Source organism: Paramagnetospirillum marisnigri, from assembly GCF_001650715.1.
GTDB classification, from domain to species: domain Bacteria; phylum Pseudomonadota; class Alphaproteobacteria; order Rhodospirillales; family Magnetospirillaceae; genus Phaeospirillum; species Phaeospirillum marisnigri.
Genome location: NZ_LWQT01000053.1, coordinates 1 through 16,198, shown reverse-complemented (window position 1 = coordinate 16,198; position 16,198 = coordinate 1). Strand labels below are relative to the sequence as shown.

Genomic DNA, 16,198 nt, shown 5'->3' with positions numbered 1-16,198 from the left:
GGCCTGTCCCCTGCCTTGATGCTTCAATCCATGCCATGACCCAGGCTCCCATCTCCTCCGACGACTTTGCCGCCCTCATGGCCCCATTGGGGCCGTTCGAGGCCCGGCCCCGGCTCGCGGTGGCGGTCTCGGGCGGGGGCGACAGCCTGGCTTTGGCCCTGTTGGCCAAGGAATGGGCCGCCTGGCGGGGTGGTTCCGTCCTGGCGTTGACCGTCGATCATGGCCTGCGGCCCGAATCCGGCGCCGAGGCCGAGCTGGTCGCCACATGGATGTCGGCCCACGCTGTTCCCCATCGCATCCTGGCCTGGACCGGGCCGAAGCCGGACACCGACATTCAGGCCTCCGCCCGGGCCGCCCGTCATGCCTTGCTGGCCGGGGCCTGCCGCGAGGCGGGCATCCTGCATCTGCTGCTGGCCCATCATCGCGAGGATCAGGCCGAGACCCTGCTGCTGCGGCTGGGGCGCGGCTCGGGGGTCGACGGCCTTGCCGCCATGGCACCGATCCAGGCCACCGCCTGGGGGAGGCTGCTCCGGCCCTTGCTGGAGATTCACAAGGCACGGCTGAGCGCGACCCTGCGCCAGCTTGGCCAGGACTGGATCGAGGATCCCTCCAACCAGAATTCCGCCTATGCCCGCATCCGGTTGCGGCGCCTCGCCCCCGATCTGGCGGCGGAAGGGCTCTCGGCCGAACGGCTGGCGGCGACGGCGTCGCGCATGGCCCGCGTCCGCGCCGCCCTGGATCAGGCGGTGGCCGCCGCCGCCGCCCGCTGGGTCGAGCTGCATCCCGCCGGTTTCGCCCGCTGCGCCGCCGTCGCCTTCACCCAACTGCCCGAGGAAATCGGCTTGCGGCTGTTGGCGCGTCTGGTGATGGCGGTGGGGGGCGGCGTCCATCCGCCCCGGCTGGAACGGCTGGAACGGCTGTTTGGGATGGTTCGGGACGGCACCGCCGACGCCACCCTGGCGGGGTGCCGGGTGGCTTGCCGGGGGGGGGAGGTGGTGTTGTGCCGCGAACTGGCGCGGCAGGCGCCGCCACAGGCCTTGCTCGTGGGTATGGTCCAGACCTGGGATGGCCGCTTCCGGGCTGTTCTGGCCGACGATGCTCCGGCCGGATTACGCCTGGGGGGGCTGGGCCGGGGAGGCTGGCGCCAGGTGGCGGTGTCCCTGGGAAGCCGGAGGCTGGCCTGGGTGCCGTCCCTTGCCCGGGCGACGATTCCCGCGCTCTGGCGCGAGGATGATGTTTTCGCGGTGCCTCACCTCGGCTATAACCTTGATGCGGCCCTGCAATCGCTGCGGCGGCTGGATTTCTCCCCCGTCCATCGCATCTGCGCTGGTGGGCCTCGCCTTGTCTAGGCGGGAATTGGCATTATGTGTAGGGCGATGCTTGCGGGCCGTGCCACGACCCGCCTGACGCAACCGGGAAGGACCTGACCTTGAATTTCAGCAAGAACCTGGCGTTGTGGGTCATCATCGCCGTGCTGTTGGTGATGCTTTTCAACCTGTTCCAGGCATCGACTCCGCCGCGTGGGCTGGGCCAGACCTCCTATTCCGACTTCCTGTCGGAGGTGGATCGTGGTGCCGTCGCAGATGTGACCATCCAGGGCCAGGGAATCAACGGGCACTTCACCGATGGCCGTCCTTTCGCCACCTATATGCCTGCCGATGCCAATGTGGTGGACAAGCTTCGCTCCCAGAACGTGCGCATCACCGCCGTGCCGCCCAGCGAGGACACGCCCACCCTGTGGAGCGTGCTGGTGTCTTGGTTCCCCATGCTGCTGCTGATCGGCGTCTGGGTGTTCTTCATGCGCCAGATGCAGTCGGGCGGCGGCAAGGCCATGGGCTTCGGCAAGTCCCGCGCCCGCCTGCTGACCGAAAAGACCGGCCGCGTCACCTTCGAGGATGTGGCGGGCATCGACGAGGCCAAGCAGGAACTGGAAGAGATCGTCGAGTTCCTGAAGGACCCGCAGAAGTTCCAGCGCCTGGGCGGTAAGATTCCCAAGGGCTGCCTGCTGGTCGGTCCGCCCGGCACCGGCAAGACCCTGCTGGCCCGCGCCATCGCCGGCGAGGCCAATGTGCCGTTCTTCACCATTTCGGGCTCCGACTTCGTCGAGATGTTCGTCGGCGTCGGCGCGTCCCGTGTCCGCGACATGTTCGAGCAGGGCAAGAAGAACGCGCCCTGCATCATCTTCATCGACGAAATCGACGCCGTCGGCCGCCATCGCGGCGCCGGGCTGGGCGGCGGCAATGACGAGCGCGAGCAGACCCTGAACCAGCTGCTGGTGGAGATGGACGGCTTCGAGTCCAACGAGGGCGTCATCCTGATCGCCGCCACCAACCGTCCCGACGTGCTGGACCCGGCGCTGTTGCGTCCCGGCCGCTTCGACCGTCAGGTGACGGTGCCCAATCCCGATATCCTGGGCCGCGAGAAGATCCTGAAGGTTCATATGCGCAAGGTGCCGCTGTCGCCGGACGTGGACGCCCGCGTCATCGCCCGCGGCACTCCCGGCTTTTCCGGTGCCGATCTGGCCAATCTGGTCAACGAGGCCGCCTTGCTGGCGGCGCGCATCGGCAAGCGCGTGGTGACCATGTCGGATTTCGAGGCGGCCAAGGACAAGGTGATGATGGGGGCCGAGCGCCGCTCCATGGTCATGTCCGAGGACGAGAAGAAGCTGACCGCCTATCACGAGGCCGGTCACGCCCTGGTGATGATGCATGTGCCCGGCCACGAGCCGCTGCACAAGGTCACCATCATTCCGCGCGGCCGCGCCCTGGGGCTGACCATGTCGCTGCCGGAACGCGACCGCTATTCCCTGTCGCTGCGCCAGATCAAGTCCATGATCGCCGCCTTCTTCGGCGGCCGGGTGGCGGAAGAGATGATCTTCGGCCTCGACGCGGTGACCACCGGGGCTTCCAACGACATCCAGCGCGCCACCGAACTGTCGCGCAAGCTGGTGACCGAGTTCGGCTTCTCGGAGAAGCTCGGGCCGCTGCGCTATAACGACAACCAGGAGGAAGTCTTCCTGGGCCATTCGGTGACCCAGCACAAGAATGTGTCCGAGGCGACCGCTTCCTTGATCGACTCCGAGGTTCGCCGCTTCGTCGAGGAGGGTGAAACCACTGCCCGGGAAATCCTCGCCAAGTACCGTGCCGAGTTGGAGATCATCGCCAAGGGCCTGCTGGAATACGAGACCCTGTCCCGCGACGACATCGACACCCTGATCCGGGGAGAGCCCCTGACCAAGGACGACAGCGGCGACTACCGGTCCAAGGACCAGCCCCGGCGGTCCTCGGTGCCGAGTTCGGGACCGTCCACCCGGGGTAGCTTCGGACCGGAGCCCCAGCCCGGTGGCTGAGGGTTCCACCCAATCCGCCTTCCGCCGAAGCCCCGCCTTGCCGCGGGGCTTCGAGTTTCAGGATGGCTGTCTCCATCTCCTGCCCACCGGGCTGGTCTGGGGCGAGCAGGCCGCCGCCGCCATCATCTCGGGCAATGGCTGGCCGCTGGCCGAGGGCCCTGCGGCCTTTACCGCCCTGGGGGTGCTGCTGCGCCAGGACGGCGGCGGGGCCAGCATCGCCGTCGCCCCGTTCAACGAGGTGGTGGAATGGGCCGAGGGCGAGGAGCCCGCCATCGCCCGCCATGTGGCCCAGTCCATCCATCGCATGGGGGCCAAGCGCCCGGATTGGGCCGGGCTGCCCATGGATCGGCCCCATGTCATGGGCATCGTCAACGTCACCCCCGACAGCTTTTCCGACGGCGGCGAGGCCTTCGCTTTCGACGATGCCATCGCCCGCGCCTTAGCGATGGTGGAGGCGGGGGCTTCCCTCATCGATGTGGGCGGCGAATCAACCCGGCCCGGCGCCGAGCCGGTGCCGGTGGAGGAAGAGGAGCGCCGCGTCATTCCGGTGGTCCGCGCCCTGGCGGAGAAGGGGATTTGCGTTTCCATCGACACCCGCCACGCCCGCGTCATGGATTCGGCGATGAGGGCGGGGGCGCGCATCATCAACGACGTTACCGCCCTGTTGGGCGATCCCGACTCCCTCAAAGTGGTGGCCGCTTCGGGGGCCGATCTCTGCCTGATGCACATGCGGGGCGATGACCCCCGCACCATGCAGGCCGATCCTTGCTATGACTGCGCGCCCTTGGATGTTCTCGACCATCTGGCCGGGCGGGTGAGGGCCTGCGAGGCGGCCGGACTCCCGCTGTCTCGGATTTGCGTCGATCCCGGTATCGGCTTCGGCAAGACTCCCGCCCATAACGCCCAGATCCTGGGCTCGCTGACGCTGCTGCACGCCCTCGGCTGCCCGGTGCTGCTGGGGGTAAGCCGCAAGAGCTTCGTCGCCCGGCTGTCCAGGGGCGAGGACGCCGCCCACCGTCTGCCCGGCACAATGGCGGCGAATCTGGCCGGGCTGGACGCCGGAATGCAGATACTCCGCGTCCACGATGTCCCCGAGACCCTTCAGGCCCTGGCGGTATGGCGGGCGATGCGGACGGGAGCGTGAGATCCTTGCCTGCGGGATCAACGCGATCAAGCAGGCTGCGGAAAAGCTCGACCCATCTCCCGTTTTCGCGTCACCCCCGCGCTGTCCGGTGCTTGTGTTCGTTAAGCTTGGTGGCGATGCCGCGCAATTCGGTGGGGTTAATCTCGCCGACCTTATTCGAATAGCATTGGATGATTGTCTGTAAAGATTATACGGTTGTTCCGCAAAGACGGTGAACGAATCATTGGGAGACGAATAGTCATGAGCACAGACGTCAAGACGTCCGCATCCGCGGCAAAAGTGGATGAGGTGAAGACGGCCACTCCGACCACGCCGCCCAAGGTGGTTGAGCTTGATGAGGCCGACCTCGATAAGGTGGCCGGTGGCAAGGCTGGCGGCAAGGCCGGCTGAGCCCGACCCACGGGTGGCCAGTGGGAAGGGGGCATTCCCTGCGGGTCGATGACATGGCAGGGCAGGCCTCACCTCGGAGTTCCCACAATTGGCAGGCCTGAAGTTCAGACCAGAGGCTCTCAAGCAGATCTCGTCGCCTGATCGGCTGGACATGGCCATGCAGGTCGTCCGGCCGGTCGGCTGGCTTGGGGTTGTCGCCTGCGGCCTGATCCTGGTCGCGGCGGCGGCCTGGGCATGGTTCGGCACCTATCGTGTCACCGTCCAGGGGCAGGGGCTGGTCCATGTGGAGGATGGTGTCTTCGTCGACATCTTTTCACCCAAGGAAGGCTGGCTGGAATATCTGGCCCCCATCGGTCAGGAGGTGAAAGGCGGCCAACTGATTGCGCGGCTCAATGCGCCGGAGAGCAGCCGCAGCGTCGACGAGTTGGCCGCCAGATTGGCCCTGCTGAACGCTCAGCGCGCCGCCAGCCAAAGCAGATTTGCCGCCCAGATCGAGGCTGAGCGGCACGCTATCGCGCAGCGCCGCGCCGGCTTGCTTGAGGCCCTCGATCTGTCCGAGCGCAATATCACCGATATTGAACGACAGGTCGGAGAACGAAAGGCCGGATTGGCCAAGAACCCGGGCTCGGCCGACCGGGTGCATGAGGCGCAAGAGCATCTTTTCGCCGCGCGCGTGACCGCCAACCGGATTCGGATGGAGATCTCGTCCCTGAATTTACCGAGAGCGCTGCTGGACCAACGCGATCAGGCGCTGGAATCGTTCGATCAGAAAATCCACGACGCCACTGCGCAAATCAACAGCGCCCGGCTGGCCTTGGATCTGGCGACACAGGTATATTCGCAAGATCCTGGCCGGGTGGTCATGGCCCCGGTATCGCTGCATTCCCTGGTTTCGGCCGGCAAGCGCCTGCTGACCATCGAATCGGGAGGCAATGGGCTGGAGGTCATGGCCTATGTGGCCGCCGAGCAGGGCAAGAACATCCATCCCGGCATGTCGGTTCGGGTCTCGCCCACCAATATCCGGCGCGAGGAATTCGGCTCGATCCTGGGCCGTGTCGTCTGGGTCTCGCCGCTGCCTCAATCCCAGGTCGAGGTGAACAGCGCCCTGGCCAATGACGACCTCTCTCGCCATTTCATGAAGGATGGGCCGGCGATCGCCATCAAGATCGCCCTCGTTCCCGATCCATCGACCGCGAGTGGTTATCGCTGGACCTCGGCAAAGGCGGCCTCGATCCCGTTGAGCAGCGGCTCTCTGGCCAAGGTCTGGGTGACGGTGCGTGAGGACCGGCCGATCGCATTGCTGATTCCGGCGCTCCGGCAGATGCTGGCACTGTGACCCCGACTGTGGATGATCCGTCCGCGCCATATCTGCCCCGGATGACGCGCCGACGCTGTCCGACGATCTTGCAGATTCAGGCCCTGGAATGCGGTGCCGCCGCGCTGGGCATGATTCTCGCCCATTACGGCCGCTGGGTGCCGCTTGATGAGTTGCGGGTGGCGTGCGGTGTGTCGCGCGACGGCAGCAAGGCCAAGAATATCCTGGCCGCCGCCCGCGGCTATGGCCTTGAGGCCAAGGGGCTGAAGCTCTCGGACCTGTCCGCCTTTGCCGATTTGAAGATGCCGGCGATTTTGTTCTGGGGGATGAACCATTTCCTGGTGCTGGAGGGGATCGGCCGCGATTGCGTCCATGTCAACGACCCCGCCCTGGGCCGTCGCGCCATCGGCTTCGACGAATTCGACGAGTATTTCACCGGCGTTGTGCTGACTTTCGCCGCCGGTCCGGGATTCGTTCCCGGCGGACGCCCCCCGAGCTTCACGGCGGCGGTGGGACGGCGGCTGGACCGGTCATGGGACGCCGTCGCCCTGATCATTCTCGTCAGCCTCTTTCTTGTCGTGCCCGGCATCGTCATCCCGGCCATCAGCCGGATCTTCATCGACGATGTGCTGGGAAACGGCCTCAACGACTGGCTGATGCCTCTGCTGCTTGGCATGGCGCTGACGGCGGTGATGCGCTCGGCGCTGACATGGCTGCGCGGCGTGCATCAACTGAGGCTTCAGGTGAAGCTGGGGATTTCGGCGTCAACGCAACTGTTCTGGCAATTGCTCCGGCTGCCCATGGTGTTCTTCACCCAACGCTATGTCGGCGATGTGGCGGCCCGGATCGAAGCCAGCAGGCGTTTCGCCGATCTGGTCGCCGGACCGCTGTCCGACGTTGCGTTCAACCTGATCTGTGCCGTTTTCTACGCCATCGTGATGGTGCTGTACGATGTCCGGCTGGCGGCTATCGGCATCGGATTGAGCCTGGTGAATTTGGCGGCCATACATGCCGTCGCCAAGCTGCGGGAGAACGGCGCCAAGCGACTTGAGCGCGACGAAGACAAGCTGGCCAGTTGCTCGATTGAAGGCGTCCAACTGATCGAGACGCTGAAAGCCACCGGAACCGAGCCCGACTTCTTCAGCGAATGGACCGGATTGCAGGCACTGGTCCTGAACGGCCGGCGGCATCTCGAGATTCTGTCCGGGCTCCTCAATGCGCTGTCGCCCCTGCTGAACGGCCTGACATCGGCGGTCGTCCTCGGCTATGGCGGCCTGCTGGCCATGGATGGCGCCATCACCTTGGGCGCCTTGGTCGCCTTTCAATCGCTGCTCGCCAGCTTTGCCGAGCCGATCAACCGGCTGACGGCGGTGGCGGAACAGTACCAATCCCTCAAGAATACCCTCGTCCAGTTGAGCGACGTGACCAACACGCCGGTAGATTCGCGCTTTGAACGTCATGACTCTGAAACCGAATTCCCGGCCAAGCTGGCAGGCTATCTGGAGTTTCGTGACGTCAGTTTCGGCTATAGCCCGCTCTCGCCTCCGCTACTCGAAGGGTTTAGCCTGGCCCTTACCCCCGGATCGTGGGTGGCGTTGGTGGGCGGATCCGGAAGTGGCAAGTCCACCCTGGGCAAGCTTGCCGTCGGCCTGCTAAGCCCTTCCGCCGGTGCGATCTTGCTCGACGGCGAGCCATTGGCAGAGCGCCCGCGGCGGCAGGTGGTCAGCTCGTTGGCCCAGGTCAGCCAGGATATCTTCCTGTTCGACGACACCATCCGCAACAACATCACCCTCTGGGACCCAACCGTGCCCGAGGCCGTCGTGGTTCAGGCGGCCAAGGATGCCTGTATCCACGAATTCATCGCCACCCGTGCCAAGGCCTATGACGGCCATATTGCCGAGGGTGGACGTAACCTCAGCGGCGGTCAGGCGCAGCGCATCGAAATCGCCCGGGCGTTGGCGCGCTGTCCGTCCATCCTTGTCCTGGACGAGGCCACATCCGCCCTGGACCCTCTGACTGAAATTCGGGTGATGGAAAACCTGCGGCGTCGGGGCTGTACGGTGATCGTCGTCGCTCATCGCCTAAGCACAATCCGGGACTGCGATGAGATTATCGTTCTGAGCGATGGAAAAGTTCTCCAACGCGGCGATCACGACAGCCTGCGTGCCATTCCCGGCCCCTATGCGGAGTTGATCCGTGCAGAGTGATAGCCTCGCCCCCGAATTGCGGCAAAGTCTGGTTGATGCCTTGACCGGTCTGGGGCATTTGGTCCAGGTGGACGGGCGTTGGTCGCGACGCCTGGACCATCCCGATCTGGTGCTCTTGGTGCTGGACGGAAAAATAGAGCTTCTCCTGGTTACCGAGCGGGCCAGCGACGGCACCGGCATCGAACGTCGCCCATTGTTCGCCGTGGCCGCCGGAGAGGCGGCCTTGGCCATGCCCCCCGGTCGCGACGATCAATGCGATCAGGTCGGAACTTTGATGGCGGTGGGCGTCGCCACCGGTACGCGCGTGCTGGAGATCAGCCGCGATCAATTATTCGCCCTGGCCGAGGAAAGCAGCGCGCTCCGATCCGCGGTGGCCGGAATTCTCGACGCCTGGCTGACCGCACTCTCCGGCTGCACTGCGAACCGCACATGCGGCCGCCGATCACTGACCATCACCGACGATAGCCCCATCACCGTCGAGGAGCCATCGAGTCTCGCCTCGGTACGAGGGGTCTGGTGGGTGACGGCCGAGGGTGATCTTCCCACGCCGCTGACCACAGCGACGGGTTTGGACGTGGAGCCCTTCACGAACCTCACCATCGCCCGGACCGAGAGCCTGCTGCCCGGCCTGCGGTCGGCGCTGGACCGCCATGAAGCGGCGGAGGCGATACGCTTGCTGGCCTGGGGGCATGAGTGCCGGTTGGCCGACCGCAGCCGCATCGACGCGCAGGACCGGCATGAACGCGGGGTGGTCGAGCGCTCATTCGGCAACATGCTCGCGCTCTACGGCATCGAGATTCCGCCGGTTGCCGGGCCATCCAGCGCGTCACGGGTGACGGCCGCCTGCCGTCTTGTTGCCGAGGCGATCGGCGCTTCGGTTATCGAGCCCGACGATCTGGTGGGGACCTCAGCGACGCGGGACATTCTGGTCGCCGTCATTGAGGCTTCTCGCCTGCGGTCCCGGCTGGTGACGCTGGATCGCCAATGGTGGCGCCACGACAATGGGCCGCTCGTGGGGTTCCTGATGGAGGGCGACGCGCCGGTGGCGCTGTTGCCCTGTTCGGGTGGGGGCTATCGTCTCGTCGATCCCGAGACCGGCAGCCGACGCCGCATTACGGCCGCTATCGCCCAAGGTTTGCAGGGCGAAGCCTACACCTTGTACCGGCCGTTTCCCGATCAGCCTTTAACGGCGGTCGACGTCCTGACTTTCGCACTGCGCAACACCAAACGCGAAATGGCGACCTTGCTTGGCATCAGTCTGGCGGCAAGCGTGCTGGCGCTGGCGGTCCCGGTGGTCACCGGCTTGCTGTTCGACAGCATCGTGCCCTTATCCGCCCGCGACCAGTTGTTCGACGTCATCTTCGGTCTCGTCGCTGCGGCAGTGGGGGCCGGGGTGTTCGAAATCGTTCGTGCCTTCACCTTGCTGCGGGCGGAAACCGTGATGAATGGTGAGGTCGGCGCCGCGGTGTGGGACCGGCTGCTCAAACTGCCGGCCAACTTCTTTCGCCAGTTCTCCACCGGCGAACTGGCCCAGCGGGCCAACAGCATTGGCCAAATCCGTGAATTGCTGGGAGGCACTACGGTCGTGGCCCTGTTGGGCGGTGTGGGCTCCCTGGTCAATTTGATCCTGCTGTTCTGGTATGACGCGCGGCTGGCGACAATCGCCGTGGGAACGGTCTTTGTCGCCATGACGGTGACCCTGATCGCCAATATCCGCCAGGGACGGATAAAGCGCGCCATGCTGGGCAAGCGCGGCCGCTTGAGTGGCCTGATCATCGAGATTATCCGGGGAATTGCCACCATCCGGGTGGCCGGGGCCGAGAAACGCGCCTTCGCCGCCTGGGCCTCGGCCTTCACCGAGGACGTCGCCCACAACAAGCGTTGGATGCGGATCAAGCTTGGCCTCGATTGCTTCGACGCCGCCTATCCCATCTTCGGGGCGATGCTGTTGTATATGGTCATGGGTTATGGCGGTCAGCCTCTGGGAATGGGGCAGTTCATCGCCTTTTCCGCCTCGTTTGGGCAGTTCCTGGCCGCAACCCTCTGCCTGTCGACCGTGATGCAGACGGCGCTGACGGTAGTGCCGCTTTATGATCTGGCCCGACCGATCCTGCACACCGTGCCGGAAAGCCATGGGGACAAGGCCGAGCCGGGGATTCTTCACGGCAATATCGAGATCAACAACGTCTCCTTCCGCTACGGCGAAGACGGGCCGCCGGTGCTGCGCGAAGTGTCCATGCGCGCGGGGCCGGGCGAGTTCATCGCCTTCGTCGGTCCGTCCGGCTCGGGCAAGTCGACCGTATTCCGCCTGCTGATGGGGTTTGAGACGCCGGATAGCGGCAGCATCTTTTATGAGGGAAAGGACCTCGCCGGTCTGAAACCCGAGGCCGTCCGGCGTCAGATCGGCGTCGTTCTGCAAAACGGAAAGCTGTCGAGCGGCAGCATCTTCAAGAATATCGTCGGCTCATCACGGCTGACGGTCGACGATGCTTGGGAGGCGGCCCATGCCGTCGGGTTGGCCGATGAGATCGAGGCCATGCCCATGGGCATGCACACGGTCTTGATCGGCGGCGGTACGACCCTGTCGGGCGGGCAGCGTCAGCGGCTGTTGATCGCGCGCGCGCTGGTGCATAAGCCGCGAATCATCCTGTTCGACGAGGCCACCAGCGCCCTGGACAATCGTACACAGACCATCGTCAGCCAAAGCCTGCAGAAGCTGAAGGCAACGCGGGTGGTCATCGCCCATCGCCTCAGCACGATCCAGGCCGCGGATCGAATCTATGTCGTGGTCAACGGGCGGGTTGAGGAAGAGGGTAATTTCGACGTGCTGATGGCCCGTAACGGCGTCTTCGCCGAACTGGCCCGGCGACAGATCAGTTAGCTGTGACAGGGTGATGATATGAAATTCCGGAGGTTGGCGGCATCACTGGTGGCGATGATCCTTGTCGCGCCGACCACTCCGGCACTGGCCGAGGTGGTCATTGCCCTGGCGGCCCCCCTGGCCGGCGAGTCCATCCTGGGTCAGGACCTTAAGGCAGGAGCGGAAGCCGCCGTAAAGGCGATCAACCTGGGGGGCGGCCTGCTGGGCGAGCCATTGCGTCTGGAATTGGTCGACGATCATTGCGACGCCCGCCAAGGTGCTTTGGTGGCCACGCAGATGGTGAAGAACGGCATCAGCGCGGTGATCGGTCATGCCTGTTCGGGCGCCTCGGTCCCTGCTTCACTGGTGTATCAGGAGGACGGTGTCCTCATGCTGTCGCCATCCAGCAGCGTCCCAAAATTGACGGAAAGAGGGCTTGATCTGGTCTTTCGTCTGTTCGGGCGGGACGACCGCTTGGCCGATGCCATGGCCAATCACGTCGCTCGCAAATACGCCGACAAGCAAATCGCCGTCATCCACGACAAGCGAAGCTATGGCAAGGGGCTGGCCGACGGATTCAAGGACGGTCTGAACAAGCGCAAGCTGAGAGAGGCCGTCTATGACGCGTTGAGCGGCGATAGCACCGCCGTCTTACCCCTGGTTCGCCGCCTGAAGGATCGAGGTGTCGACGTGGTATTTTTCGGCGGATATTTCGATGACATGGTCCAGCTTGTCCGGGTCAGCGCCGAACAGGACTACCACCCCACATTCTTTACGGGCGAGGCCGCATCGCCGGCCGCTTTCTGGCAGGCAGCCGGTCCTGCGGCGGAGGGCGTGGTGTTTGCAAGCATTGCGGCCGATCCGACCTTTGAGGGTTTGGATGCGATCGGCAAGGCTTTGATCGAAGCCGGGCGGCCGGTGACCATCTACGGACTGAGCGCCTATGCCGCCGTCACGGTCTTTGCCCAGGCGGTACGCCACGCCAAATCAGCCGAACCCAAGGCCGTGGCGGCAGCCCTGCATGCCAATGAATTCGCCACACCATTGGGTAATGTGCGCTTCAGCCATAGCGGCGATGCCCTTGGTATCCGGTATCAAATATCACGCTGGAGCAACGGTGTCCCATTGCCGCGTGCCACCATCGGGCCATGAGCGGATATATGACACTTGAGAACGCGCAACTTTGATTGGTTGAGACGTCCGCGTGATAGCGCCGTTTCTGCTGCGTGGAAGGCTGCCTCTGTGGCACCCGGCCACACTCCCGGCACACGGCGCAACCGGTAGGCTTCGAGCCGACGGCCGAGGCCGAAGGGGAGCCTTGCTCGGACCAGCGTTTCTCCCCTTCCCAGCATCGAGGTTCAGGACCGCGACGACGAAGAGGAACATCCGCCCCGGTCAGCCCGATACGCAATTGTCGGAAAACAATGCGGCATTTCTTGTTCAAATCTGCGATGCAAAAAAAGATCGCCCCCATGGCACCATATTTTTATATATATCATAGTGCCTGCACGGTCAGCTCTTCACGAAGGCCCCACAAATTATGCAATCTGGCGCCAGCATCCGGACCAGACTGTTTGCCAGCGCCCTCACCGCGACCGCACCACTGGTTGTGGCACTGGCCCTCCTCGCCCTGGTTCTCTACGAAAACCAAAAAGCTCAGGTCCAGACTGATACTCTCCAGACCGCCCGCGCGCTGACCGCCGCCATGGATCGGGAATTCAGCATCAGCCTGAACGTTGCCCAGGCATTGGCACTCTCCCCCAGGCTTCGGACCGGGGACTTGGCGTCCTTTCACGCCGAGGCAAAGGCCGTCCTGACGGACAGTTTTCCCGGCTTCACCATCGTGGTGACCGACCGCAGCGGCCAGCAGATCCTGAATACCTTGCGCCCTTACGGCGATCCTTTGGCCCGGCATGGCAACCTCAACCAGGTCGAGAAGGTTTTCACACACGGCATTCCCCTGATCTCCGATCTCTACATCGGCGGCCTGCTTCAGCGTCATGTTCTCAGTGTAGACGTCCCGGTTCGAAGGGACGGCGAGATCACTCACGTGCTGAGCATCGGCCTCCTCCCTGATACCCTCCAAAGACTGCTGGCCGACCAGCGCCTTCCCGAAGGTCACATGGCGGCAGTGTTCGACCCACAGGGCGTGATCGCGGCGCGCACCCATCTGGCAGACAAGCTGGTGGGCAAGAAAGGCGTTCCCGCCCTGCTGGAACGGATGACGCAGGATCATGAAGGGATCGTCGAGACGCGTACGCTGGAAGGGCTGGATGTCATCATCGCTTTTAGCCGATCGGCCAAAACAGGCTGGTCGGTCGGCATCTCTCGCCCGTGGACCCTCGTCCTGGCAGAGACTCTGAACCGGATCACCATCATCTACGTCATGGTGGCGGTTCTGTTGGTTGCCGGAATCATGATCGCCTGGGTCATCGGCGGCAAGATCAGCCGATCCGTCCGGGCCCTGGCCGATCCGGTCGTCGCTTTGGGAAAGGGCGAGCCGGTCGTTGTCCTCACCCACGGACCCAGGGAAGCCATCGAGGTCAGCCGAATTCTCAAGACGGTTGAAGGTGAGCTTCACTCCTATCGAGACAAACTGGAATCCCTTGTGGCCCAGAGGACTGCGGCGCTCCAGGCATCCAATAGCGAGTTGGAGCAATTTGCCTACGTGGCATCCCACGATCTACAGGAGCCTCTCCGGATGGTGGTGTCCTATGTGGATCTGCTTGCCAAGCGCTATGGCGATTCACTGGACCAGGATGCCCATGAATTCATCGGCTATGCCCGCGAGGGAGCGCTGCGTATGAGCCAGTTGATCAATGATCTTCTGGACTATTCCCGTATCGGCCGCCATGGCGAACCGGACAAGATCGTGAATTTACGCGACGTGGCGCTCCAGGCCCTGGACAACCTTACCATGGCCTTGGCCGATGCTGGAGGTAGCGTCCAGGTTGCCGATGACCTTCCCGTCATCTCTGGCAATCCGGTGGAACTGGTGCGCGTGTTCCAGAACATCATTGGCAATGCCTTGAAATACCGTCGCCCAGGCCAACCGCCCAGGATCACGGTCACCGCTCACAAGAAAGACGGCGACTGGCTGATCAGGATAAGCGACAACGGAATAGGCATCGCGCCAGAATACCGAGACCGCATCTTCGTCCTGTTCCAGCGCCTTCATACCCGGAATGAATACGAAGGCACCGGCATCGGCCTGACCAGCGCCAAGAAGATCATCGAGATGCATGGGGGACAAATTTGGGTTGAAGATACCGAAGGGGGCGGAAGCACGTTCTGCTTCACCCTGCCCAGCCGCCCCGCAGCCAAATAACGCCCCGCATCTCCCCCCTTCCCACCGTTGCGGCCTTGCGCTAGAACCCCGGCCTCTCGTTCACCCGAGACCCGCGCGGCCGTAGCTCAGCTGGATAGAGCGCTGCCATCCGGAAGTAAGGCCTACAGATATCGTCAGTAATAAGCTAAGCATAAGCTTGGCTTGTTCCCTGTGTATTTCGAGGTATTCGCATTTTAGTGTCAATGTGTGCCGGCGGTACGACCCAGGTACACCCGCATGGAATTTTCTTTCACTTCCTGATCGCGGTGTCCGAGAATCAGTCAGTAAAGGAGGCGATGGGACTCCCTTCGCGTTTCCCCTATCCCCAAACATCGAGCGGCTCTCGTTTCCTCCGGCGTTGACAGTCATGTTGGAATTGGACCGCTTAACTTGGCGTACAGTATGCCGGTCCGACTGTCTGGCGCCTGCTGGCAAAGCTAGTTATGCTGTGCTATCGGGATGACAGTCTGGGAACGGAGAACTTGCCACTACTGTGCAACCCTGCCCGTATTCTCCGGGCCAGACGGGACCTTTCCGACCATGATTGCTAGACGCAGTTTTTCTTTGCCTGTCACAGCACTCCTCTCCGCGGTGGCCTTCTGGGGGACACTTCATCCTGCTACCGGTATGGGCGGCGGAGTAATTTTCCTGCTGTCCGGCTGGCTAATTCCGACAGCTATGGTTGTCATGCTGGCCGTCTGGTTGGCAGGGTTTGTCACTGGCCGTTTGGCCCGGATGGGCGCTTTCCTGGCCGGGTTAGTGGTGCTGGGCCTCAATACCCACCTGCCGGCAGCCATTGGTCAGATGACCGCCCGACCAGAGGCCACTTGGTGGGTGGATCGGAAAATCCCCCGCAGCAAGGATGCGATCTATTACACCACCAAATTCGTGGATGGGATGCCCCTCGACCGCCCAACCCTGGCGGCGGTGGACTGGGGCGCCAGTGAGCGATGCATGTGCATTCGCTTTCAAGCCAACCAAAGTTCTTCCTATCGCCATGCGCTGCTGGCGGGCTTTCAGTCCATCGCCCCAGCCCAGATGATGGGCAATGCCAACCATCCGTATTTCCTGACTTATACCGTCGAGCCGACTTCGGACGGCCACTCTGCTGCCATCACCGTAGAGACCCACGACCAGCACGGCGTGGCCGCGACGTTCCGGCAACCCAACGTTCCTTTTGTGCCCATCGCGGCCTGGAGCCAGCCCGTCGATGGCGTTGACACCCCCGCGTTCAACCGCAATGCCGTCGATCTGCTGCTGCACGACAACTGGATTGCGCAGGGCATTGGCAAGTGGTTACCCGGATATTTGGCACGGATGCAACTCGATGCATTCATCGTTGCGGCATTTGAGCCGTAGTGAAGCGTCAGTTTTGGAACGGCGCGCCGTAACAGGCCGCGACCTCGCCCACATCCCCGGCACATCTGCCCAACCGGCTGGATTCGAACCTGCGGCCGATGCCGAAGGAGGGCGTTGATCGGACCAGCGTTTCCCCCCTTCCCACCGTCGCCCGCCTGCGCTATAATCCTGGGCACCTCCGGAAACTGGCGTCGGCTCGGGTTTCGTGATTCCCTATCCGTATGACGGAACAGGGGGCGGATATGA

The 16,198-nt window shown here is 63.7% G+C and carries 10 protein-coding genes; all 10 read left to right on the top strand.

The features are described from left to right. The first annotated feature begins 35 nt into the window (after window positions 1–35). The 10 genes from tilS to A6A04_RS09485 all read left to right on the top strand — a co-directional run bounded on the left by tilS (window position 36) and on the right by A6A04_RS09485 (window position 15,952). Window positions 36–1,349: a tRNA lysidine(34) synthetase TilS gene (gene tilS, locus A6A04_RS09525; protein ID WP_068492244.1), complete on the top strand. Its 1,314-nt coding sequence runs from the start codon at window positions 36–38 to the stop codon at window positions 1,347–1,349. 80 nt (window positions 1,350–1,429) lie between these two features. Continuing rightward, entirely contained in the window at window positions 1,430–3,349 is a 1,920-nt protein-coding gene (gene ftsH / locus A6A04_RS09520; RefSeq protein ID WP_068492243.1) for an ATP-dependent zinc metalloprotease FtsH, read from the top strand. Beyond that, window positions 3,342–4,493: a dihydropteroate synthase gene (gene folP / locus A6A04_RS09515; protein ID WP_068492242.1), complete on the top strand. Its 1,152-nt coding sequence runs from the start codon at window positions 3,342–3,344 to the stop codon at window positions 4,491–4,493. Before ftsH ends, folP begins: the two co-directional genes overlap by 8 nt. A 240-nt stretch (window positions 4,494–4,733) precedes the next feature. Then, complete coding sequence (locus A6A04_RS22290; protein ID WP_156612544.1) at window positions 4,734–4,883, top strand: hypothetical protein; 150 nt, start codon at window positions 4,734–4,736, stop codon at window positions 4,881–4,883. An 88-nt stretch (window positions 4,884–4,971) separates the two neighbouring features. Next, the gene (locus tag A6A04_RS09510) at window positions 4,972–6,219 is read left to right on the top strand and encodes an NHLP bacteriocin system secretion protein (RefSeq protein ID WP_156612543.1); all 1,248 of its coding nucleotides are present in this window, start codon (window positions 4,972–4,974) and stop codon (window positions 6,217–6,219) included. Continuing rightward, window positions 6,216–8,405, top strand: a complete 2,190-nt coding sequence (locus A6A04_RS09505; RefSeq protein ID WP_407670251.1) for an NHLP family bacteriocin export ABC transporter peptidase/permease/ATPase subunit — start codon at window positions 6,216–6,218, stop codon at window positions 8,403–8,405. Before A6A04_RS09510 ends, A6A04_RS09505 begins: the two co-directional genes overlap by 4 nt. After that, window positions 8,395–11,286 (top strand): NHLP bacteriocin export ABC transporter permease/ATPase subunit, encoded by a 2,892-nt coding sequence (locus tag A6A04_RS09500; protein ID WP_156612542.1) that lies wholly within the window; start codon window positions 8,395–8,397, stop codon window positions 11,284–11,286. The genes A6A04_RS09505 and A6A04_RS09500 overlap by 11 nt, the downstream gene beginning before the upstream one ends. 18 nt (window positions 11,287–11,304) lie before the next feature. Further along, the gene (locus A6A04_RS09495; RefSeq protein WP_082914825.1) at window positions 11,305–12,417 is read left to right on the top strand and encodes a branched-chain amino acid ABC transporter substrate-binding protein; all 1,113 of its coding nucleotides are present in this window, start codon (window positions 11,305–11,307) and stop codon (window positions 12,415–12,417) included. Between the two features lie 388 nt (window positions 12,418–12,805). Then, window positions 12,806–14,593, top strand: coding sequence for a sensor histidine kinase (locus A6A04_RS09490; protein ID WP_068492237.1), 1,788 nt, complete (start codon window positions 12,806–12,808; stop codon window positions 14,591–14,593). A gap of 540 nt (window positions 14,594–15,133) precedes the next feature. Continuing rightward, window positions 15,134–15,952 carry a hypothetical protein gene (locus A6A04_RS09485; RefSeq protein WP_156612541.1) on the top strand — a complete coding sequence of 273 codons (819 nt, stop codon included), beginning with the start codon at window positions 15,134–15,136 and terminating at the stop codon, window positions 15,950–15,952. The last annotated feature ends 246 nt before the right edge of the window (window positions 15,953–16,198 follow it).